General features: G+C 70.7%; 21 protein-coding genes. 13 read left to right on the top strand and 8 right to left on the bottom strand.

From position 1 onward, the window contains the following. The first annotated feature begins 73 nt into the window (after window positions 1–73). The 3 genes from LGI35_RS21910 to ygfZ all read left to right on the top strand — a co-directional run bounded on the left by LGI35_RS21910 (window position 74) and on the right by ygfZ (window position 2,246). A complete protein-coding gene (locus LGI35_RS21910; protein ID WP_227295665.1) occupies window positions 74–646 on the top strand; it encodes a heme-binding beta-barrel domain-containing protein in 573 nt (190 codons plus the stop codon). 105 nt (window positions 647–751) lie between these two features. Continuing rightward, the gene (locus tag LGI35_RS21905) at window positions 752–1,228 is read left to right on the top strand and encodes a Fur family transcriptional regulator (protein ID WP_227295663.1); all 477 of its coding nucleotides are present in this window, start codon (window positions 752–754) and stop codon (window positions 1,226–1,228) included. A gap of 52 nt (window positions 1,229–1,280) precedes the next feature. Continuing rightward, entirely contained in the window at window positions 1,281–2,246 is a 966-nt protein-coding gene (gene ygfZ, locus LGI35_RS21900; protein ID WP_227295661.1) for a CAF17-like 4Fe-4S cluster assembly/insertion protein YgfZ, read from the top strand. An 11-nt stretch (window positions 2,247–2,257) separates the two neighbouring features. Here ygfZ and dtd read toward each other — a convergent pair whose 3' ends face one another. Then, window positions 2,258–2,683, bottom strand: coding sequence for a D-aminoacyl-tRNA deacylase (gene dtd, locus LGI35_RS21895; protein ID WP_227295659.1), 426 nt, complete (start codon window positions 2,681–2,683; stop codon window positions 2,258–2,260). A gap of 140 nt (window positions 2,684–2,823) precedes the next feature. Between dtd and LGI35_RS21890 the strand changes: the two genes are divergently transcribed. The 3 genes from LGI35_RS21890 (at window position 2,824) to LGI35_RS21880 (ending at window position 5,820) form a co-directional block, all read left to right on the top strand. Continuing rightward, window positions 2,824–3,444 carry an RsiG family protein gene (locus LGI35_RS21890; protein ID WP_116512279.1) on the top strand — a complete coding sequence of 207 codons (621 nt, stop codon included), beginning with the start codon at window positions 2,824–2,826 and terminating at the stop codon, window positions 3,442–3,444. A gap of 84 nt (window positions 3,445–3,528) precedes the next feature. Next, window positions 3,529–4,491, top strand: a complete 963-nt coding sequence (locus tag LGI35_RS21885; protein WP_227295657.1) for an asparaginase — start codon at window positions 3,529–3,531, stop codon at window positions 4,489–4,491. 75 nt (window positions 4,492–4,566) lie between these two features. Further along, entirely contained in the window at window positions 4,567–5,820 is a 1,254-nt protein-coding gene (locus LGI35_RS21880) for a GNAT family N-acetyltransferase (RefSeq protein WP_227295655.1), read from the top strand. 133 nt (window positions 5,821–5,953) lie between these two features. Here the strand turns inward: LGI35_RS21880 and LGI35_RS21875 are convergent, their stop codons facing one another. Continuing rightward, a complete protein-coding gene (locus LGI35_RS21875; RefSeq protein WP_100595631.1) occupies window positions 5,954–6,139 on the bottom strand; it encodes a hypothetical protein in 186 nt (61 codons plus the stop codon). Between the two features lie 175 nt (window positions 6,140–6,314). Between LGI35_RS21875 and LGI35_RS21870 the strand changes: the two genes are divergently transcribed. After that, window positions 6,315–7,205, top strand: a complete 891-nt coding sequence (locus LGI35_RS21870) for a winged helix-turn-helix domain-containing protein (protein WP_227295653.1) — start codon at window positions 6,315–6,317, stop codon at window positions 7,203–7,205. A 25-nt stretch (window positions 7,206–7,230) separates the two neighbouring features. Here LGI35_RS21870 and LGI35_RS21865 read toward each other — a convergent pair whose 3' ends face one another. Further along, the gene (locus LGI35_RS21865) at window positions 7,231–7,419 is read right to left on the bottom strand and encodes a hypothetical protein (RefSeq protein WP_227295651.1); all 189 of its coding nucleotides are present in this window, start codon (window positions 7,417–7,419) and stop codon (window positions 7,231–7,233) included. A gap of 126 nt (window positions 7,420–7,545) precedes the next feature. Between LGI35_RS21865 and LGI35_RS21860 the strand changes: the two genes are divergently transcribed. Further along, window positions 7,546–8,424, top strand: a complete 879-nt coding sequence (locus LGI35_RS21860) for a GntR family transcriptional regulator (protein ID WP_227295650.1) — start codon at window positions 7,546–7,548, stop codon at window positions 8,422–8,424. Between the two features lie 32 nt (window positions 8,425–8,456). Continuing rightward, complete coding sequence (locus LGI35_RS21855) at window positions 8,457–9,164, top strand: HAD family hydrolase (RefSeq protein ID WP_227295648.1); 708 nt, start codon at window positions 8,457–8,459, stop codon at window positions 9,162–9,164. A 14-nt stretch (window positions 9,165–9,178) separates the two neighbouring features. Here LGI35_RS21855 and LGI35_RS21850 read toward each other — a convergent pair whose 3' ends face one another. Further along, window positions 9,179–9,361, bottom strand: a complete 183-nt coding sequence (locus LGI35_RS21850) for a hypothetical protein (RefSeq protein WP_227295646.1) — start codon at window positions 9,359–9,361, stop codon at window positions 9,179–9,181. Window positions 9,362–9,531: 170 nt separating this feature from the next. On the opposite strand from LGI35_RS21850, the gene LGI35_RS21845 reads away from it, so the two are divergent. The 4 genes from LGI35_RS21845 (at window position 9,532) to LGI35_RS21830 (ending at window position 15,575) form a co-directional block, all read left to right on the top strand. Then, window positions 9,532–10,404, top strand: a complete 873-nt coding sequence (locus LGI35_RS21845; protein WP_227295644.1) for a GntR family transcriptional regulator — start codon at window positions 9,532–9,534, stop codon at window positions 10,402–10,404. A gap of 120 nt (window positions 10,405–10,524) precedes the next feature. Then, window positions 10,525–12,771: an aminoglycoside phosphotransferase family protein gene (locus tag LGI35_RS21840; protein WP_227295642.1), complete on the top strand. Its 2,247-nt coding sequence runs from the start codon at window positions 10,525–10,527 to the stop codon at window positions 12,769–12,771. 30 nt (window positions 12,772–12,801) lie between these two features. Next, on the top strand, window positions 12,802–13,443 hold the full coding sequence (locus LGI35_RS21835) for a TetR/AcrR family transcriptional regulator (protein WP_227295640.1): 642 nt from the start codon (window positions 12,802–12,804) through the stop codon (window positions 13,441–13,443). A gap of 32 nt (window positions 13,444–13,475) precedes the next feature. Continuing rightward, window positions 13,476–15,575, top strand: a complete 2,100-nt coding sequence (locus tag LGI35_RS21830) for a HelD family protein (protein ID WP_227295639.1) — start codon at window positions 13,476–13,478, stop codon at window positions 15,573–15,575. Between the two features lie 9 nt (window positions 15,576–15,584). Here LGI35_RS21830 and LGI35_RS21825 read toward each other — a convergent pair whose 3' ends face one another. The 4 genes from LGI35_RS21825 to LGI35_RS21810 all read right to left on the bottom strand — a co-directional run bounded on the left by LGI35_RS21825 (window position 15,585) and on the right by LGI35_RS21810 (window position 19,007). Continuing rightward, window positions 15,585–16,049 (bottom strand): pyridoxamine 5'-phosphate oxidase family protein, encoded by a 465-nt coding sequence (locus LGI35_RS21825; RefSeq protein ID WP_227295638.1) that lies wholly within the window; start codon window positions 16,047–16,049, stop codon window positions 15,585–15,587. A gap of 39 nt (window positions 16,050–16,088) precedes the next feature. After that, window positions 16,089–17,534, bottom strand: coding sequence for an MFS transporter (locus LGI35_RS21820; RefSeq protein ID WP_227295636.1), 1,446 nt, complete (start codon window positions 17,532–17,534; stop codon window positions 16,089–16,091). Window positions 17,535–17,669: 135 nt separating this feature from the next. Then, window positions 17,670–18,155: a MarR family winged helix-turn-helix transcriptional regulator gene (locus tag LGI35_RS21815; protein WP_227295634.1), complete on the bottom strand. Its 486-nt coding sequence runs from the start codon at window positions 18,153–18,155 to the stop codon at window positions 17,670–17,672. 81 nt (window positions 18,156–18,236) lie between these two features. Continuing rightward, window positions 18,237–19,007, bottom strand: coding sequence for an SDR family oxidoreductase (locus tag LGI35_RS21810; RefSeq protein WP_227295633.1), 771 nt, complete (start codon window positions 19,005–19,007; stop codon window positions 18,237–18,239). Window positions 19,008–19,035 lie beyond the last annotated feature (28 nt).

Genomic DNA, 19,035 nt, shown 5'->3' with positions numbered 1-19,035 from the left:
TTCGCCGGGCTGACCGTGAAGAAGCTGTACCAGGGCCAGCGCTGACCCCCACCAGAGAGACGCTTCGCAGACCATGATCGAGATCCCGTCCGACCTGCACCCCGACCTCGTCCCCCTGGTGTTCCTCCTCGGTAACTGGGCGGGCGCGGGTGTCACCGACTTCCCCGGCGCCGAGAAGGCGAACTTCGGGCAGGAGGCCTCCTTCACCCACGACGGACGGGACTTCCTCGAGTACCACTCGCACACCTGGATCCTCGACTCCGAGGGCAACAAGGTGAAGCCCCTGGAGTCCGAGTCCGGGTACTGGCGGATCGACAAGGACCGCAAGGTCGAGGTCGTCATGGTCCGTGACGACGGCGTCGTCGAGGTCTGGTACGGCGAGCTCGCCGACAAGAAGCCGCAGATCGACCTGGTCACGGACGCCGTCGCGCGCACCGCGGCCTCGGGCCCGTACACCGGGGGCAAGCGGCTCTACGGCTATGTGAAGAGCGACCTGATGTGGGTGGGCGAGAAGCAGACCCCCGAGGTCGAGCTGCGCCCCTACATGTCGGCCCAGCTGAAGAAGGTCGTCTCCCCCGACGACGTGGCCGAGATGGCCCGCAACCTCCCGGACCTGCCCGACGACGGCATCGCCTTCTTCAAGTAGTCCCGTCAGGTAGTCGCGCTCGCGCTCGCTCCCGCTCCCGTTGCCGTTCGCGTTCTTCGAGCGGTCCCGAAGTCGTCCCCGGCAAGTGGACCTACACTCGGCGGTGTGGTGAGCACCGACTGGAAGAGCGACCTGCGGCAGCGCGGCTACCGGCTGACGCCCCAGCGTCAGCTGGTCCTCGAGGCCGTCGACACCCTCGAGCACGCGACCCCCGACGACATCCTCTGCGAAGTGCGCAAGACGGCGTCGGGGATCAACATCTCGACGGTCTACCGCACCCTGGAGCTGCTCGAGGAGCTGGGGCTCGTCAGTCATGCCCACCTCGGGCACGGTGCGCCGACGTACCACCTCGCCGACCGGCACCACCACATCCACCTGGTGTGCCGGGACTGTACGAACGTGATCGAGGCCGACGTCGAGGTCGCCGCCGAGTTCACCGCGAAGCTGCGCGACACCTTCGGCTTCGACACGGACCTCAAGCACTTCGCGATCTTCGGCCGCTGCACCGACTGCTCCCAGCGGGACGGCCAGGACGCCAAGGAACAAGACGGCCCGCAGGAATCCGCGGCTCCGCAGGAATGAGCGGCTCCGCAGGAATAAGCGCGTCCGTGTGCTCGTCGTAGTGTCTGTGAACATGAAGAGCCCCCTCCTGTCCCTGCCCGGCGCCGTTCCCGCCGAGGGCGTGGACGAAGGCGTCGCCGCGCACTACGGCGACCTGTTCCGCGAGCAGCGCACCCTCGCCGACGGCAACGGCCTCGTCGACCTCTCCCACCGCGGCGTCATCACCGTCACCGGCGACGACCGGCTCGCGTGGCTGCATCTGCTGCTCACGCAGCACGTCAGCGACCTCCCGGCCGGCCAGGCCACCGAGGCGCTCGTCCTCTCCGCGCACGGCCACATCGAGCACGCCCTCTACATCGTCGACGACGGCACCACCACGTGGGCGCACGTCGAGCCCGGGACGCAGGAGGCGCTGATCGCCTACCTGGAGTCGATGAAGTTCTTCTACCGGGTCGAAGTCGCCGACCGCACCGAGGAGTTCGCCCTCGTCCAGCTGCCGGCCGGTTCGATCGCGCAGGTCCCGGACGGTGTCGCGGTGCGCGAGACGGCGTACGGCCGCGACGTGTTCCTGCCGCGCGCCGACCTGGAGGCGTACGCGGAGCAGAACGGGCCCGCGATCGGGCTCCTCGCCCACGAGGCGCTGCGCGTGGAGAACCACCGGCCGCGCCTCGGCTTCGAGACCGACCACCGCACCATCCCGCACGAGCTCGGCTGGATCGGCACCGCCGTCCACCTCCAGAAGGGCTGCTACCGCGGCCAGGAGACCGTCGCCCGCGTGCAGAACCTCGGCAAGCCCCCGCGCCGCCTCGTCTTCCTGCACCTGGACGGCAGCGATGTGCACCTGCCCCCGCACGGCGCCCCGGTCCGGCTCGCGTCCGACGGCCCCGAGAGCCGCAAGCTGGGCTTCGTGACGACGTCCGTACGCCACCACGAACTCGGTCCGATCGCGCTCGCCCTGGTGAAGCGGAACGTGCCGGTGGACGCGGACCTCATCGTGGACACGACCGCGGCCGCGCAGGAAGTCGTCGTCGAGCCCTAGCCACGCCGTGGCTACATCTCCAGAAGCACCGTGAACGGGCCGTCGTTCGTCAGGGACACCCGCATCTGCGCCCCGAACCGGCCCGTCGCCACGGTCGCCCCCAGGGCGCGCAGCTGCGCCACGACCTCGTCGACCAGCGGCTCGGCCACCGGCCCGGGCGCCGCCGCGTTCCAGGTGGGGCGGCGGCCCTTACGGGCGTCCCCGTAGAGCGTGAACTGGCTGATCACCAGGAGCGGTGCGTCGATGTCGCTGCACGACTTCTCGTCGGCGAGCATCCGTACGGACCAGAGCTTGCGCGCCAGTTGGGCGGCCTTCTCCTTGGTGTCCTCGTGGGTGACCCCCACGAGGACGCACAGGCCCTCGCCCTTGATCTCGCCGACCACTTCTTCGTCCACGACGACGCTCGCGCCGTCCACCCTCTGCACCACTGCACGCATACGGACCATCATGCCGTGCTCCCGAACCGCCCATCCGGGGCGGATTAGGGGCACTCGTGCACAGAGCGGCCACTCGGAGTGGCACGATGCTCCCACGCGGTGCACCGCGTCGGTCCGGTCGAGGGGACGGTAGGGACGCAATGAGCCACACATCGAGCATCGGGCAGCCTCCAGGGGCCCCCGTTTCGTTGACGCACGCCAGTCGCATCACCGGTACGAACCGCCTCAGCACGGCGCGCCCGCCGAAGCAGCGGGTCGCCGGCCCGGACTTTCCGGAGCCGCCCGGCCACGACCTGTCCGCGCTGCGCCTTCCCGAGCTGCGCACGCTGCGCCGCGAGGCCCAGCAGGACGAGGCCGACCTGAGCTACGTACGACGGCTGCTCCAGGGCCGGATCGACATCCTGCGCGCCGAGGTCGCCCGCCGCAGGGACCCCGAGGCGCCGGTCGTGGACCGGCTCTCCGAGATCCTCACCGACAAGACCGCCCGGCACCGCTCCTCCGCCCGCCACGTCACCCTCGGCACGCCCCGCAGCGAGGAGTACCGGGGCCTCGCCGCCGAGATGCTCGCCGAGGTCGAGCTGTCCGACCTGGACGCCCGGACGGACGATGAGCTGGACACGGCGATGGGCCGCCTCGTGCGCTACGAGCAGCAGGTCTCGCGCCGCCGCCACCTGCTCCAGTCGACGGCCGACGATTGCAGCGCCGAGATCGCCCGCAGGTACCGTGAAGGCGAAGCACAAGTAGACGACCTGCTCGCGTGACGCGGCCGCACCGGTGACCCCGGTGGCCCGCTGCGGGGCGGGTCTGTCCATGGCCCGCCATGGACCCGCCCCGGAAGGCCACCGATGTCCCCCTCCTCCGCCGCCGCCATACCCCCGGTCCTCGCCGAGGTCGTCCGTTCCGGCTTCGTCGAGGGCCATCACCGAGGCAGCCTGGTCGTGCTCGCCGCGGACGGGACCGTGGAGCTCGCCCTCGGGGACGTGACCGCTCCCGTCTTCCCCCGCTCGTCGAACAAGCCGATGCAGGCGGCGGGCGTGCTGCGCGCGGGCCTCGACCTGTCGGGCGAGCGGCTCGCGCTCGCGGCCGCGAGCCACTCCGGTGAGATCTTCCACCGCGATCTCGTCCAGAAGATGCTGTCCGAGCACGAGCTGACCCCGGCCGAGCTCCAGTGCCCGCCCGACCTGCCGCTCGACCCCGTCGAGACCGAGACGTACCTGGCGGCGGGCGCCGTGCGGGACCGGGTCACGATGAACTGCTCGGGCAAGCACGCGGCGATGCTGGCCGCCTGCGATCTGAACGGCTGGCCCAAGGACTCCTACCTGAACCCGGAGCACCCGCTCCAGAAGCTCATCCACGAGGTCGTGGAGGAGGCCGCGGGCGAGCCCGTCGCCGCGGTAGGTACGGACGGCTGCGGGGCGCCCCTGATGGCGATCAGCCTCACCGGCCTCGCCCGTGCCTTCCGCCACTTCGTACTCGCCCCCGAGGGCTCGGCGGAGCGCCGGGTCGCCGACGCGATGCGCACGCACCCCGAGTACGTCGCCGGTACGCGCCGTCCCGACACCTGGCTGATGCGCGAGGTGCCCGGCGTCCTGTCGAAGATGGGCGCGGAGGCGGTCCAGGCCGTGGCGCTCCCGGACGGACGGGCGCTCGCCTTCAAGATCGACGACGGCGCGACGCGCGCGCTCGGCCCGGTCCTGGCCCGCGCGCTGCGGATGCTGGGCGTGGACGGCGAGGTCGTGGCCCGCATCGGCGAGGCGCCGCTGCACGGCGGCGGGGGCGTCGTGGGGGAGATCCGCGCGGTCTTCTAGGCCCGGCAGCCGCCGGGGCGGGGCCACGCGGTAAACGGGTGGCCCCGCCCCTCGGACGCCGCTTAGCGTGACGGGATGACCCGCGACGACATCGACGTACGGCCGATCACAGATGACGAGTTTGCCGACTGGTCCCGCGCGCTGAACACCGGCTTCCTGCGGAGCACCCCCGACTCGCGGGAAACCCTCGACAAACGCAGGGAACAGGCCCGCGACTCCCGGATCCTGGGCGCGTTCGACGGCGGGCGCTGCGTCGCCACCTTCCGCTCGTTCCCTCAGGAGCTCACCGTGCCGGGCGGCGCGGCCGTCCCCGCCGACGCGATCTCGAACGTCACGGTCAGCGCCACCCACCGCCGGCGCGGCCTCCTGAGCCGGATGATGGCGAGCGACCTCGCCGACGCGAAGGCCCGCGGTGACGTCGTCGCGACGCTCATCGCCGCCGAGTACCCGATCTACGGCCGGTTCGGCTTCGGGCCCGCCACGTCGCTCACCGAGTGGGCGGTGGACGTGCCGCGCGCCGGGCTCGACCCGCGTCGGCCGGTCCCGGACGACGGGGGCCGTATCGACCTCGTCGACGGCGAGGACGTCCGCAAGACGGGCCCGGAGCTGCACGAGCGGCTGCGCGCGAGCAGGCCGGGAGTCATCGACCGCGACGGGTTCTGGTGGCGCCGCACCACCGGACGCCTCGAAACCCCGGAAGATCCCTGGAAAGAGCCCTTCTACGCGGTCTACCGCGCGCCGAACGGCGAGGTCGAGGGCCTGATCGTCTACGCCGTCGACGACAACTGGAGCGACACCAAGCAGCCGCACAACACGGCGACCGTGCGCGACCTGATCGCCGTCACCCCGGCCGCCGAGCGCGCCCTGTGGCACTACGTCTGTTCCGTCGACTGGATCGCGACCGTCCGCACGGGCCACCGGGCCCCGGACGACCTGCTGCCGCATCTGCTGCCCGACCCGCGCGCGGCCCGCGTCGTCACGCACGCGGACTGGCTGTGGGTGCGGATCCTGGATGTCGTACGGGCCCTGGAGGCGCGTACGTATACGGGGACGGGATCGCTGGTCCTCGAGGTCGGTGACGCGACCGGCCTCTCCGGGGGCCGCTACCGGCTGGACGCGGAGCCTGGGGGTGCGGTGTGCGCACCGACCTCGGAGGAACCCGAACTCACGCTGGACGTGAGCGAGTTGGGGACGCTGTGGCTGGGCGACGAGTCCGCGGTGCGGCTCGCCGCGCTCGGCCGCGTCAGGGAGGAGAGGGCGGGCGCCGCCGCCATTGCCGACGCCCTGCTGCGTACGTCCAGGCGCCCGTGGTGCCCGGACATCTTCTGAGGCGCACTCGGCGAGGTGCGCCGGCGTGCGTCTCCCGAACCGTGCTGTGGTGCTGACGTGCTGACGTGCTGACGGCGCGCTGTGACGCCGTGGCGTGACCGGGCTCCCGGCTCCCCTCCGGAAGGGAGCCCGGTCAGCCGCTCTGGGCCAGCAGCATCACGAGGATCACGGCCCCGATGCCGCTGATGAGGTTGTTCTTGGCCTTGAGGCCGATGGAGAGCGCGACGAACGCGATGATGCCCATCGGCCCGTACTTCCACTGGATCAGCTGCTCGAACCCGATGGCGAGGGCTGCTACGGCGATGGCGATGAACGGCATGTCTGGTCCCCCTTCAGTTCGGGAGTGATGACCAACCGGGCCAACCCTTGCGGATGTCCGACCATGTGGCTCAAGTTGGCAACCAACTCCACTGAAGTTATCTCCGCCTAGCGCCGACCCATAACCACCTTTCCCTCAACTCCCCAAAGATGGCGGGAAGTTGTAGGGTTCGTCTGTGGGTCCGGAACATGCCGCGGTCGACGGTCGCCGGGAGCCACCGGCGACGTATCGCCAGGTGGCCGACGAGCTGCGCGCCCGGATCAGGGCGGGCCGGCTGCGGCCGGGTGAGCGCCTGCCGACCCAGGCGCGCCTCGCCGACGAGTTCGGCGTGGAGCGCGCCGCCGTGCGCCAGGCCCTGAGCATCCTGCGCTCGGAACGCCTGCTCGCCGACGTGTCCAGGGGGACCCCGGCCACCGTCGCGCAGCACACGGGCCCCGCCTTCACCGGTCCCGGATCGTCGCCCCAGCCCACGATGGTGGGGCTCGGCCCGCGCGTCGCCGCCGCGTTCGGCGCCCGGCACGTCCAGATCGACGCCCTGTGCCTGACCGCGGTCTCGCTGACGCTCGCGATGGGGGAGCCGCTCCGTCAGATCCACGCCGGCCGTTCGAATCCGGCCAAGGTCGACGTCCGCGTCCTGCTGCCGAGCCGCGACATCGACCTCGCGTTCCCGACGCGGGTGGGCGCGGCGGACGCCCGGCTCAAGCGGAACTGGCTGGCGCAGCGCAACGCGCAGGGGCAGGTCCTGCGCCACAATCTCCTCGCCCTGCGCTCCACGCACGGGATCGACGTCCACGTCACGTTCAGGGCGCTGCCGTTCACGCCACCGATCAAGCTCTATCTGCTCAACGGCAGCGAGGCGCTGTTCGCGTACTACACACTGACCAGGCGGGGCGAGCGGATCGACCAGGAGTACCTGGAGACGTACGGGGTGCAGGGCACGCGGTCGGTGCTCTTCCCGCTCGAACAGGGGCGGGGGCTGCGGGAGACGACGTTCGTCGAGCAGTCCCACCTGTGGTTCGACAGCCTCTGGAACACGATCAGTTCGGACCTGACGCTCACGCCGTGAGGGCGCGCGGACCCGCGGGCCGAAGTCAGAGCGCGGGTCCGGCGAGCATCAGGGCCAGGAGTACGGCCCCGATGGAGCTGCAGGTGGGGCTCTTCGCCTTGACGCCGATCGTGAGGAGCAGCAGGCCGGTGATCCCGACGGGACCGTAGCGCCACTGGACCAGCTGCTCGAAAGTGATCACGAACACCGCGGAGAAGAAGGTGAGGACGGACATGGTGGTTCCTCCTTCGGCCATCTTGCTCAAAGTTGGCAACCAACTACTATGAAGTTGTCCCCACTTGGTCGTGATAAATAAACAACTCTTCAACAACTCCCGCCAAGTGGTGGTTAGTTGTAGCGTTTGGTTGTGACTCAGGAGAGCGTTGCAGTGAACGGCAGCAGAAGGTCCTCGCCCCAGGAGATCGCCGACGTCTTGCGGGAGCGCATCAAGGCGGGTGAGCTCCGTGCGGGCGAGCGGCTGCCGACACAGGCGGAGCTGGCCGAGGAGTTCGGCGTGGAACGCGGCGCCGTACGGCAGGCCCTGCGCTCCCTCCAGGAGGACGGCCTGCTCAGCAACGTGAGCAAGGGCAGCCCGCCGAGGATCGCCGAGCAGACCCCGGCCCGTGACGAGCCGCAGCGCACGATGGTCGGCCTGGCCCCACGCCTGTCCGAGGCGTTCGCGTCGCCGCAGGTGCGGATCGACGCCGTCTGCCTCACCGCGGAGACCCTGATGCTGGCGCTCGGCGAGCCGCTGCGCTTCATCCACGAGGGCCGCATACAGCCCGACTCGGTCGACGTGCGCATCCTGCTGCCGGGCCGGGACATCAATCTCGCCTTCCCGGTCTCGGCCACGGAGGAGGGCGACGCCGAACTCGTCCACAAGCGCTGGCTCGACCAGCGCAACGCGCAGGGCCAGGTGCTGCGCCACAACCTGCGCTCGCTGCGCTCCTCGCACGGCATCGACGTACGGGTCACCTTCCGCGCGCTGCCCTTCACCCCGCCGGTCAAGCTCTACCTGCTCAACGGGAACGAGGCGCTCCTCTCGTACTACCTGGTCACGCGGCGCGAGGAGGAGATCGAGAGCGGCACGCTCGACATGTACGACACGCTCGGCACGGAGTCGCTGCTGTTCTCGTTCGAGAAGCGCGCGGGGCAGCGGGACACAGCGTTCGTGGAGGAATCGCAGAAGTGGTTCGACGCCCTCTGGGAAACCATCACCACGGACCTGACACTCTCCTAGTGACTTCTGATGCAACGAAGCAGACTGTTCCGGTGGCTGAAGCGACGGAATCACTTCGGGAACTGATCAAAAGGGCGCGCTTCGTGCTCTTCGACTTCGACGGGCCGATCTGCCGGCTCTTCGCGGGGCACTCGGCGGAGCGGGTCGCCGTCGAACAGGTGCGGTGGCTGGAGGAGCGCGGCCTGCACGGTCTGCTCACCGAGGAGGAGCGCGCGGAACCGGACCCGCACGCCGTCCTGCGCGCCGTCGACCGCCGGCGCCCCGGCAGTGACCTGGTCGTGGAACTGGAGGAACGCCTCACCCAGCAGGAGCTCACGGCAGTGGCCTCGGCATGGCCCACGCAGTACGCCGACCCGCTGATCAGGACGTGGTACGCGGTGGGCGCCCACCTGGCCGTCACGACCAACAACTCCCCGGCGGTGGCGTCCCGTTACCTGGCCACACGCGGCCTCACGACCTGCTTCGCCCCGCACATCTACGGCCGAACCCAGGACCTCCACCTCCTCAAGCCCCACCCGCACTGCGTGCAACGCGCCCTCGGCGCCCTGGGCGCGACGCCCGGGGCGTCTCTGATGATCGGTGACACCCCCTCGGACTTCGAGGCGGCCACCGCGGCTGGCATCGCGTTCCTCGGCTACGCACGCAACGAACGCAAGGCGAAGGTACTGAGGGAGGCGGGAGCGGAGACGGTGGTGTCGTCGCTGGAGCCGCTGCTGGGGGTGCTGCGGGAGCGGGGGTGACCGCCCGGGCGCCTTCAGGCCTGCATCGTCAGCAGCACGAGCAGGACAGCGCCCACGGCGAGCCACCTCTCGCTGCGCATCCGGATGCTCGCGGTGATCAGGACCAGCGCGAAGAGCCCGAAGGCCCCGTAGCGCCACTGGACGAGCTGCTCGAAGCCGAGGACCACCAGGGTCGACAGCAACTGAATGATGACCATGTTCCCACCCCTTGGCATGTGTCTAAGAGCGATCAACTAGCCGTCCAATTGGACTGGTTGACTGAATTGGATTTCCCCTACCTGAATGATCGGGTAACCAACAGTCCGTATTGGAAGGCAAGTTGACCGGATTCGGTGTGCCCGCGGACTGAAAGAGGTACGGTCCCCTCATGGCCGGTGGGCGGGGACGTGACGGCGGCGGCAGGGAGACCTGGCGCGTCGCCGAAGAGCTGCGCGCCCGGTTGGCCGATGGCACCTACCCGGTCGGGAGTCTGATTCCGCCGCAGCGTGAGCTGGCCGACCGGTTCCACGTCTCGCGGGACACCGTGCAGCGGGCGCTCAGGGAACTCGCCGGCGAGGGCTGGATCGAGTCACGCCAGGGCAGTGGGTCCCGCGTACTCAAGAACCAGCGCATCCAGTCGTACACGGCGAAGGCGTCCCACGAGGGCCGTGTGTCGCTCGGACCGCTCATCAGCGAGGCGTTCGAGCAGCCCGAGGTCACCCTCGACGTCTACACGCTCACCTCGGAGTCACTCGACACGCACATCAGGGTTCAGGCCGAGCGGATCCGCTCGGGTGAGACCGCCCCGGAGAAGGTCGGGATCCGAATCCTGCTGCCGTCCGAATCCCTCAAGCTGCCCTATCCACAGGCAAAGGGCGATCCGGACGATCCACGCCTGCGGGAGCGTCTGCTGGGCATCACCCACCGGCACACCGTTTCCATCCGGCGCGAGCTTCGTCAGCTGCAGGCGGAGGGCCTTGTTCCCGTGGCGGAATTCCAGGTCCGCCACGTCCCTCTGACGCCGGCTTTCAAGCTCTATCTGCTCAACGGGGGCGAGGCGCTGCACGGTCCGTACGAGGTGATCGAGCGTCCCATCGTGCTGGACAGCGGCGAGGAGATACTGGCTCTCGATGTCCTGGGCCTGGGGGCGACGCTCACGCACTACGTGAGGGACGGCGATCCCAACTCCCGCGGATCCGTTTTCGTGGAGAGCATGGGGGCCTGGTTCGGTTCGGTCTGGAACCTGATCGCCGAACGCTGAAGCGCGCTGTCGGTCGAACGTGATGACGGCCGTATCCCCAATTGGCCCACGGTTCGACGGACTCGAGTCGTCGGGGTCCCGCGCGGCCATTAAGGTGTGCACAATTTCCACCGGATTCGCATGACTATCCAGGAGTGGCCCGTGGGCGGTTCGCCTGCGCCCTGTCCCCCCGTCTTCTCGGCTGCGACGGACTCTGCGTACATCAGCCTCATCACCCGCGCCAAGAAGCAGGGTGATCTCGTGCGGGGGCACCACAACCAGAACTGGGTGGGGCAGCCCGTCGAGGGCGAGCGCCGGATCCTGGGCTGTGCGCAGGACGAGTTCGTGATCGTGCGGGAGCCGATCGAGGACGCGCTGCCCGTGGTCATCAGGACCTGGCAGGACGAAGCGGCCATCCTCGACGCGGTGCGCGGGGCGCTGCCCCATGTGCCCAAGTGTCTGTTCAGGCGGCGGGGCACGACCGTGCTCAGTTTTGTGGAGGGCTTGCCGCTGTCCAGCGTCTGCCCCAGCGGCACCAAGGTCGACGGGGCCGTGGTCAGCGCCCTGGCGGAGCTGCTCGCCGACATGACGCAGGTCAAGCGGACCGCGCTGCCCGCATTGTCGCAGCACTGGCCACGGAAGAACCAGGGCAGGACGTCGTATCTGAGAGCCCTGGTGCTCGCCGCGGAGGAGCAGATCAGGCGGCCCAATTGGACTGCTTTTGGCGGTCTGTTCGCTCAGCTGGGCGTGGGCGAGCGCGCCCTGACGGACTACGCGGAGCGACTGCCGACGCTCATCAGCCGCCCGTTCAGCCTGCTCCACACCGATCTGCACCGCGACAACGTGATCCTTCCCTACGGCGACGGTCCGCCTCTGATCTGCGTCGACTGGGAGCTCGCCTCCTACGGCGACCCGTTGCACGACCTCGCCACCCACCTGGTGCGGATGCGGTACCCGGACGCCCAGTGGCGGGCGGTGCAGGACGCGTGGCGGAAGGCGATGCTGCAACGGCGCCCCGAAGCCGTGAACGGCTTCGAGCAGGATCTCGATCATTACGTGGACTTCGAGCGGGCCCAGTCCGTCTATCCGGACGTGATGCGGGCGGCGAACTCGCTTCTCGGCCACTACGGCCAGGCGGATCTGGAGGCCGCGGCGCGCGAGGTGCACCGGGCCCTGGCGACCGCGAGGGATCCGCTGAAGCTCACGAGCGTGCCGGACGAGTCCACGATCACGAAGATCCTCTACCGCTGGCAGAAGTCGCGGGGCGGACAGCACGCCGTCGACCGGGACACGGCCCAGTTCTTCTGGGTGCGCGACGACCGGGACCGGCCGCACCCCGACTTCCCCGATCCGGCGGTGACGCGAGCCCTGTACGCGGAGGGTGCCGCGCCCGCGGACCAGGTGTTCAAGGGGACGGCCAACCTGAGCACGGTCGTGGAGGTGAATGGTTTCCCCCACCGCGTCATGGTGCGGCGCAAGGCGAGTTCGGTCAGCCCGCTGGAGCGGCGCTTCCTCGACGAGTACGACGTCCTGAGGGCGATCGAGGAGGCCGGCCGGGACGTGCGTGCTCCGCGGGCGCTGGCCCGGGGCATCAGTGAGCTCGGGGACGAGTTCACCATCCATACCTACGAGGGGCCGGCGGACCGGCGCGGTAGACCGGCCCACCCCGTGGACGGGCTGACCCCGCGGGAGGCCGACGACCTGGTGGACCAGCTCTGCGAGCTGACGCAGGTCGACCACTCCTCGTTGAGCGGGGGAGGACCCGCCCAGGATTTCAGTCATCTTCTGAGAGCGGAGATGCGTCGGCTCGTACGGGAACTGCCGCGCAGCACCAAGGAATTCGGCAGGCAGCTCGGCCTGCCCGACCACGCTTTCCTGGACGACCTGCTGACGATAAGCCCGTTGGCCCCGCGTACGTCCGTCCTCCTGCACGGCGACCTCAACCCGTGGAACCTCGTGCGCCGCGAGGACGGCGGCCTCGTCCTCATCGACTGGGAAATGGCGATGGTCGGCGACCCCCTGTACGACCTGATCCGCCACATGCATCTGACGCCGACGGCTCCGGGGATCCAGGAACGGATGTTCGCCCGCTGGAGCCGTCAGCTGCCCGACGAGTACACCAAGGGCTGGCAGGACGACCGGCGCTTCTACCGCCGCCTGGAGACCGTCCGTTCCGCCTACGTGGACCTCGACCGGCTCGTCGCCAACGCCAGTCTCGACGCCCCCAACGTCCGCAGGGCGGTGGACTCGTACGCGATGACGCTCAACGCGGCGACGGCCAATCTGGGGCTCCGCACGCGATCCGTCACGAATCCCTATCTGGTCCGTGCGCTCCCGGGCGGGGACCAGGGCGGTACGCGGACGGCGGGGCCGCTTCCCGGCGCGTGACACCCGACCGCCCTGCGTACGCTTTCGCCCATGAGTGGCGACACCGGCGACATGGGCCTCCGTGAGCGGAAGAAGCAGCGGATGTATCAGGCGATCTCCGAGGCGGCCATCGGGCTGTTTCTGGAGAAGGGTTTCGACAAGGTGTCCGTCGCCGAGGTCGCGGCCGCCGCCGAGATCTCCAAGCCGACCCTGTTCCGGTACTTCCCCACCAAGGAAGACCTGGTCCTGCACCGGTTCGCCGATCACGAGGGCGAGGCCGCACGTGTCGTCGCCGGGCGGGGTGGGGGCGTGACGCCGCTCGCCGCGCTGCGGGCGTACTTTCTCGACGGGCTGGAGCGGCGCGACCCGGTGACCGGGCTGAACGACCACCCCGCGGTGCTCGCCTTTCACCGACTGCTCTACGGCACCCCTTCGCTGGTCGCGCGGGCCTACGGGTATCAGGAGCGGTCGGAGAAGATCCTCGCCGGCGCGCTCGGCGAGGGGGCCGGGGCGCGGCTCGCGGCCGGGCAGATCGTGGCCGTACAGCGGATTCTCGCTCTGGAGAACTGGCGGCGGATCGCCGAGGGGGAGAGCGCCGACGAGGTGTGGCCGGATGCCGTGGACGCCGCTGAGCTGGGGTTTCGGCAGTTGGAGTGCGGGCTCGGGGCGTTCGGGCATTTCGAGGGTCAGTAAAAAATGTTACTCGGTTACGTTATTCTCGTTCGGTGACCGATTCTGCCGATCTCCGTACCCTCGTCCAGGAACGCCACCACCACGACCTCTGCCGCGCCGCCCTCGCCGCGATGATCGAGGGCGCCGACGAACAGGTCGTCATCGGCGAGAACGCCTCCGCCTCCGGGGCCGACGCCGAAGTGCTCGGGTACCAGCTGCGCAGCAAGGCCAAGGAGCTGCACGAACTGCCCGAGGTCCCGCTCTTCTTCGGGCGCCTCGACTTCGCCGACGGTGACGGCGACCACGCCGGGCAGAGCTACCACGTGGGGCGGCGGCGCGTGGTCGAACACCCGTCCGCCCCGCCCCTCGTCGTCGACTGGCGCGCCCCCGTCTCACGCGCCTTCTACCAGGCCGGCCCCCAGGAACCGCAAGGCGTCGCGGTCCGGCGCCGCTTCGGATGGGCCCCCGCGAGCAAGGGCGACTCCGCCGATCTGACCGGCCTGGAGGACGAGTGGCTCACGGTGGACGGCGGGTCCGCGGAAGGGTCCGGGTCCGCTCCCGCCTCCGGTGCGGGCAGCCGCATCGTCGCCCGTGAGATCGAGCGCCCCCGCGTCGGCCCGATGCGCGACATCGCCGCCACCATCCAGCCCGACCAGGACGACCTCGTCCGCGCCGATCTCGCCACCTCCGTCTGCGTGCAGGGCGCCCCCGGCACCGGCAAGACGGCGGTCGGCCTGCACCGGGCCGCGTACCTCCTCTACACCCACCCCCAGCGCGTCCAGCGCGGCGGACTCCTCATCCTCGGGCCCAACCGCACCTTCCTCACCTACATCTCCGAGGTGCTGCCCGCGCTCGGCGAGAGCGGCGTGCGGCAGTCCACCATCGAGGAGATCCTCGTGGAGGAGAGCAGCACGACGGTGGCCAGGGCGCGGACGTACGAGGACGCCGGGGCCGCGGCCGCCGTGAAGCACGACGCCCGCATGGCCGAGGTCCTGCGCCGCGCCCTCTACTCCCGCGTGCGCCCCGAGGCCGTCACCGACTCCCTCGCCGTCCCCGACGGTTCGTACCGCTGGCGCGTGCCGGCCGGTGTGCTCGGGCGGATCGTGGCGGGCGTACGGGAGGAGGAGCCGCCGTACGCCGTCGGGCGGGAGCGCGTACGCAGCCGGGCCGTGCGGCACCTTCAGGAGCAGGCCGAACGCAGGTCGGGGCCGGTGAACAACCTCTGGTTGCAGAAGGTCGGCAGGGCACGGCCGATGAGCGCGTACGTCGACGCGGTGTGGCCCAGGGTGCGGCCGGAGGAGGTCGTGGCCGGGCTCCTCGGCGACCCGGACGCGCTCGCCGCTGCGGCGGACGGGATCCTCGACGCCGACGAGCAGCGGGCGATCCTGTGGGCGAAGCCCCCGCGCTCCTTCCGCTCGGCCTCCTGGTCGGCGGCCGATGTCGTCCTCCTCGACGAGGTCGCCGGACTCCTCGAACACCCCGCCGGCTACGGGCACATCGTCATCGACGAGGCCCAGGACCTCTCCCCGATGCAGGCCCGGTCGATCGCGCGCCGTGCCGCGTACGGTTCGCTCACCGTCCTCGGCGACCTCGCGCAGGGCACCACTCCGTGGGCGGCCCGCACCTGGGACGAGCTGCTCGGCCACCTGGGCAAGCCCGACGCCCTGATCGCGCCCCTGACGACGGGATTCCGCGTCCCCGGCGCGGTCGTCGCCCTCACCAACCGCCTCCTCGGTCTCCTCGACGTGGACGTGCCGCCCGCCCGTTCCCTGCGCCGCGACGGCGAGGTGAGGATCCGTCAGACGCAGGACGTCGTCGCGGAGACCGTCGACGCCGTGCGCGAGGCGCTGGCGCACGAGGGGTCCGTGGGCGTCGTCGCGGCCGATGACGAGACGGTGCGGCTGCTGCGAACGGCCCTGACGGACAAGGGGATCGAGGTGGGCGGGCCGGATGATTCGCGGGCGCGCGTGACCGTCCTCGGGGCGTCCGTCGCCAAGGGGCTCGAGTACGACCATGTCGTCGCCGTCGAGCCGGCCGCCGTGGCCGAGGCCGAGCGCCGCGGCCTGCACCGGCTGTACGTCGTCCTGACCCGCGCCGTGTCCCGCCTCGACGTCGTGCACAGCCGGCCGCTGCCGTTCTCCGCGGCGTCCTGAGCCGCCCGCTCACTTCGGGATGTCGAGCGCCGTCCCGTAGAGCCGCGTCACGCGGAGCCTGATCACCACGCGGCTCTCCTCGACCTGCCGGCCGAGGAACTCCGCCTCCTGCGCGGGGTCGTCGAACCCCGGCGTCATGGCGAGCAGTTCGCGCCCGGCGGCGTCGCCGGGCGTGGCCGTCACGTCCGACACCTCGGCCTCGCCCTCGGCGACGGCGAACGACCACAGGTCGGGGCCGGTGACGTGCAGCGCGGCATGCGGGTCGCTCCGCAGCTGACGGGCCTTGAGGCGGTCGGTCGTGGTGGAGACGCGCACGACACGCTCCTCGGGATTCCAGTGGTAGAGCACGGTGGACAGGTGCGGGTGCCCGGTGCGCCGCACGCTGGCCAGCGTCCCGAACCGGCCGCGGGCCAGCAGCAGGTGGAGCTCTTCGTCCGTGAGGGTCCGGGGTGCGGGGCCACTCTTCGCTGTCATGACGCCTCCGTGCGGTGTGGTGGTGGGTGTGGGGGCTGATCAGGCCGTCGTACGGGGCCTGCGCAGCACCCCGTACGCGATCACGAACGCGGTGACCAGCAGACCCGTACCGACCGTGAAGGCCAGGTGGTAGCCGCTGGTGAGGGCCTCGGCGCGGGTGCCGCCCTGTGCGGTGAGCGAGCGGGTGCGGGACGCGGCGAGCGTGGAGAGCACGGCGACGCCGACGGCCATGCCGATCTGCTGGGTGGTGTTGAAGAGGCCGGAGGCGAGCCCGGCGTCGGCCTCGCTCGCCCCGGACATGGCGAGCGAGGTGAGCGCGGGCAGGGCGAGGCCGAAACCGGCCGCGAGGAGCATCACCGGGAGGATGTCGGTGGCGTAGTGCGCGTGCACGGGGACCCGGGCGAGGAGTCCGAGTACGCCGACGAGGAGCGCGATTCCGGTGAGCAGCACGTTCCGTTCGCCGAAGCGGGCGTTGAGGCGGGCCGAGACGCCGAGGGAGACCACGCCGATGACGGCGGCGGCGGGGAGCATGGCGAGGCCGGTCTCCGCGGCGCCGTAGCCGAGGACTTGCTGGAGGTAGAGCGCGACCAGGATCTGGAAGGAGAACAGCGCGGCCACCATCAGCATCTGGACCAGGTTCGCCCCGGCGACGCTGCGCGAGCGCAGGATCCGCAGCGGCATGAGCGGCGTACGTGCCCTTGCCTGCCGGACGAAGAACCCGGCGAGCAGGAGCGCGGCGACGGCCCCGGTCCCGAGCGTGCGCGCCGAAGTCCAGCCGTACTCCTCGACCTTGACGACGGAGTAGATCCCGAGCATCAGGCCGCCGGTGACGAGCAGCGCGCCGGCCGTGTCGGCCCCCGCCCTGAGCCCGAGGCCTCGGTCGCGGGGCAGGGCGGGCACGGCGACCGCGAGGGCCGCGAGCCCGATGGGCAGGTTGATGAAGAAGATCCAGTGCCAGCTGAGGCCGTCGGTGAGCAGGCCGCCGAGGACCTGCCCCATCGAGGCCCCGGCGGCTCCGGTGAAGCTGAACACGGCGATGGCCCTGGCGCGTTCGCGGGGTTCGGTGAACAGCGTGACGAGGATCCCGAGGCTGACGGCGGACGCCAGCGCGCTGCCGACGCCCTGGAGGAACCGCGCCGCGATCAGGACCGCGGGGCTCGTGGCCACGCCCGCCAGGAGCGAGGCCGCGGTGAAGACCGCCGTGCCCACGAGGAACAGCCGCTTGCGTCCGACGAGGTCGCCGAGCCGCCCGGCGAGCAGCAGCAGGCTGCCGAACGCGATCAGGTAGGCGTTGACGACCCAGCTGAGGCCGGCCGGGGTGAACCCCAGATCGCTCTGGATGGCCGGCATCGCCACGGTCACGATGCTGCCGTCGAGGACCGTCATCAGCATCCCCGTGGCCAGGACGCCGAGGGCCGGCCACCTGGAGCGCTGGGGGGTGAGGAGTGCCGGAAGGGTGCGGAACGGTGCGGACACGGCAGGCATGTGCGGTCATCTCCTGTCAAAGGGCCACTGCGGGAGCCGCTGTGGGCCAACAGGAATGACCGTAGCAGATAGTTTTGTTGCAGACTATCTTTTACGGGCGCATGTAGGGGTGAGTAGGTGAGCGGGGGTGGGTGGCTAGCGCTGGCGTGCCCTCCGGGGTGCCGGGCGCGGGCTCTCGGGCGATGTGGCCAGGTGGCCGTCGACCAGGCGGTTCAGCGCGCGCAGCAGAACCTCGCGCTCCGCCCCGGGGAGCGAGCCGAGCGCCTCCTCGTGGACGCGGTCGGCGATCGCCTGGCTCTCCACGGCGACCTGCGCGCCCTTCTCCGTGACCGCGATGATCCGCGCCCGCCGGTCCCGTGCCGACGGGCGCCGCTCGGCGAGGCCCGCCTTCTCCAGGGCGTCGACCGTCACCACCATCGTGGTCTTGTCCATGTCGCCGATCTCCGCGAGCTGCGCCTGGGTGCGCTCCTCCTCCAGGGCGTGCACCAGTACGCAGTGCATCCGGGCCGTGAGGCCGATCTCGGAGAGGGCCGCCGCCATCTGTGTACGCAGCACATGGCTGGTGCGGTCGAGCAGGAAGGAGAGGTCCGGTTCGGTGCGGGTGGGCGCCATGGAGGTCATGCGTCCCAGGGTAGTCAATTTGATCCGTTACGGATTATCTGCAACTTGGCACACCCCTGGGAGCGCGTCCGGTGCACCCCGTCACCCGCCGACCCGCTCGCCGACGAACGCCTCCCACGTCCGCTCGCCCCTGGCCGCACCCGCGCGCGCCAGGTTCTCCCCGGCCCGGTACGCGCGGCCCGCCTTCCCGGGGATGCGGACCGGCAGCTTCGGCCTGCGCCTGCCCGTGGCCCGGAGGTAGCCGGCGCTCAGCTCGGCCATCCCGTACACCTTGGGACCGGCCAGGTCCGGTACCTGGCCGGCCGGCTCGCCGAGTGCCAGCTCCACCAGGCGGGCGGCGACGTCGCGCGAGTCGACCGGTTCGAAGCGGAGCCCGCCCGGGACCGGGAGCACCGGCAGCTTCGTCATCTTCTCGACCACGCCGAGGACGAGGTCGTTGAACTGGGCGGCCCGCAGCGTCGTGAACGGTATGCCGGACTCGGCGACGGCCCGCTCGGCGGCCAGTTTGTTCTTGACCCAGGCCACCGGGACCGTGTCCGCGCCGGTCACCGAGATGTAGACGAGGTGCTTCACCCCGGCCTGCTGCGCCGCCCGCACCAGGTTCCGGGTCGCCACGTCGTCGCCCTTGGGGCCGCCCGCGAGGTGGAGGACGATCTCGGTCCCCGTCAGCGCCGTGCGCAGTCCCGGGTCTTCTTCGTCGAGCAGGTCGGCGCTCACGTACTCGACGCCGTCGGCGGACTCGCGGCCGTGCCGGCTGAGCACGCGGACCGGGTGGCCGGCCTTGCGCAGCAGGGGCACGACGTGGCCGCCCAGCGTGCCCGTGCCGCCGGTGACCAGGATCGGTGCAGTCATGGCTACTCCCGTTGATTGCGCGGACCGG

Source organism: Streptomyces longhuiensis (assembly GCF_020616555.1).
Lineage (GTDB): Bacteria > Actinomycetota > Actinomycetes > Streptomycetales > Streptomycetaceae > Streptomyces > Streptomyces longhuiensis.
The sequence above is the reverse complement of the archived record's forward strand: the minus strand, read 5'-3'. Positions and strand labels throughout refer to the sequence as shown.

Bases quoted from the DNA above. Each gene is read 5' to 3' on its own strand.
- LGI35_RS21810 (WP_227295633.1), bottom strand. From the start codon at position 19,007: ATGACTGCACCGATCCTGGTCACCGGCGGCACGGGCACGCTGGGCGGC.
- LGI35_RS21865 (WP_227295651.1), bottom strand. From the start codon at position 7,419: ATGTCCGTCCTCACCTTCTTCTCCGCGGTGTTCGTGATCACTTTCGAG.
- dtd (WP_227295659.1), bottom strand. From the start codon at position 2,683: ATGCGTGCAGTGGTGCAGAGGGTGGACGGCGCGAGCGTCGTCGTGGAC.
- ygfZ (WP_227295661.1), top strand. From the start codon at position 1,281: ATGAAGAGCCCCCTCCTGTCCCTGCCCGGCGCCGTTCCCGCCGAGGGC.
- LGI35_RS21910 (WP_227295665.1), top strand. From the start codon at position 74: ATGATCGAGATCCCGTCCGACCTGCACCCCGACCTCGTCCCCCTGGTG.
- LGI35_RS21815 (WP_227295634.1), bottom strand. From the start codon at position 18,155: ATGACCTCCATGGCGCCCACCCGCACCGAACCGGACCTCTCCTTCCTG.
- LGI35_RS21885 (WP_227295657.1), top strand. From the start codon at position 3,529: ATGTCCCCCTCCTCCGCCGCCGCCATACCCCCGGTCCTCGCCGAGGTC.
- LGI35_RS21875 (WP_100595631.1), bottom strand. From the start codon at position 6,139: ATGCCGTTCATCGCCATCGCCGTAGCAGCCCTCGCCATCGGGTTCGAG.
- LGI35_RS21850 (WP_227295646.1), bottom strand. From the start codon at position 9,361: ATGGTCATCATTCAGTTGCTGTCGACCCTGGTGGTCCTCGGCTTCGAG.
- LGI35_RS21825 (WP_227295638.1), bottom strand. From the start codon at position 16,049: ATGACAGCGAAGAGTGGCCCCGCACCCCGGACCCTCACGGACGAAGAG.
- LGI35_RS21880 (WP_227295655.1), top strand. From the start codon at position 4,567: ATGACCCGCGACGACATCGACGTACGGCCGATCACAGATGACGAGTTT.
- LGI35_RS21845 (WP_227295644.1), top strand. From the start codon at position 9,532: ATGGCCGGTGGGCGGGGACGTGACGGCGGCGGCAGGGAGACCTGGCGC.
- LGI35_RS21890 (WP_116512279.1), top strand. From the start codon at position 2,824: ATGAGCCACACATCGAGCATCGGGCAGCCTCCAGGGGCCCCCGTTTCG.
- LGI35_RS21820 (WP_227295636.1), bottom strand. From the start codon at position 17,534: ATGCCTGCCGTGTCCGCACCGTTCCGCACCCTTCCGGCACTCCTCACC.
- LGI35_RS21840 (WP_227295642.1), top strand. From the start codon at position 10,525: ATGACTATCCAGGAGTGGCCCGTGGGCGGTTCGCCTGCGCCCTGTCCC.
- LGI35_RS21835 (WP_227295640.1), top strand. From the start codon at position 12,802: ATGAGTGGCGACACCGGCGACATGGGCCTCCGTGAGCGGAAGAAGCAG.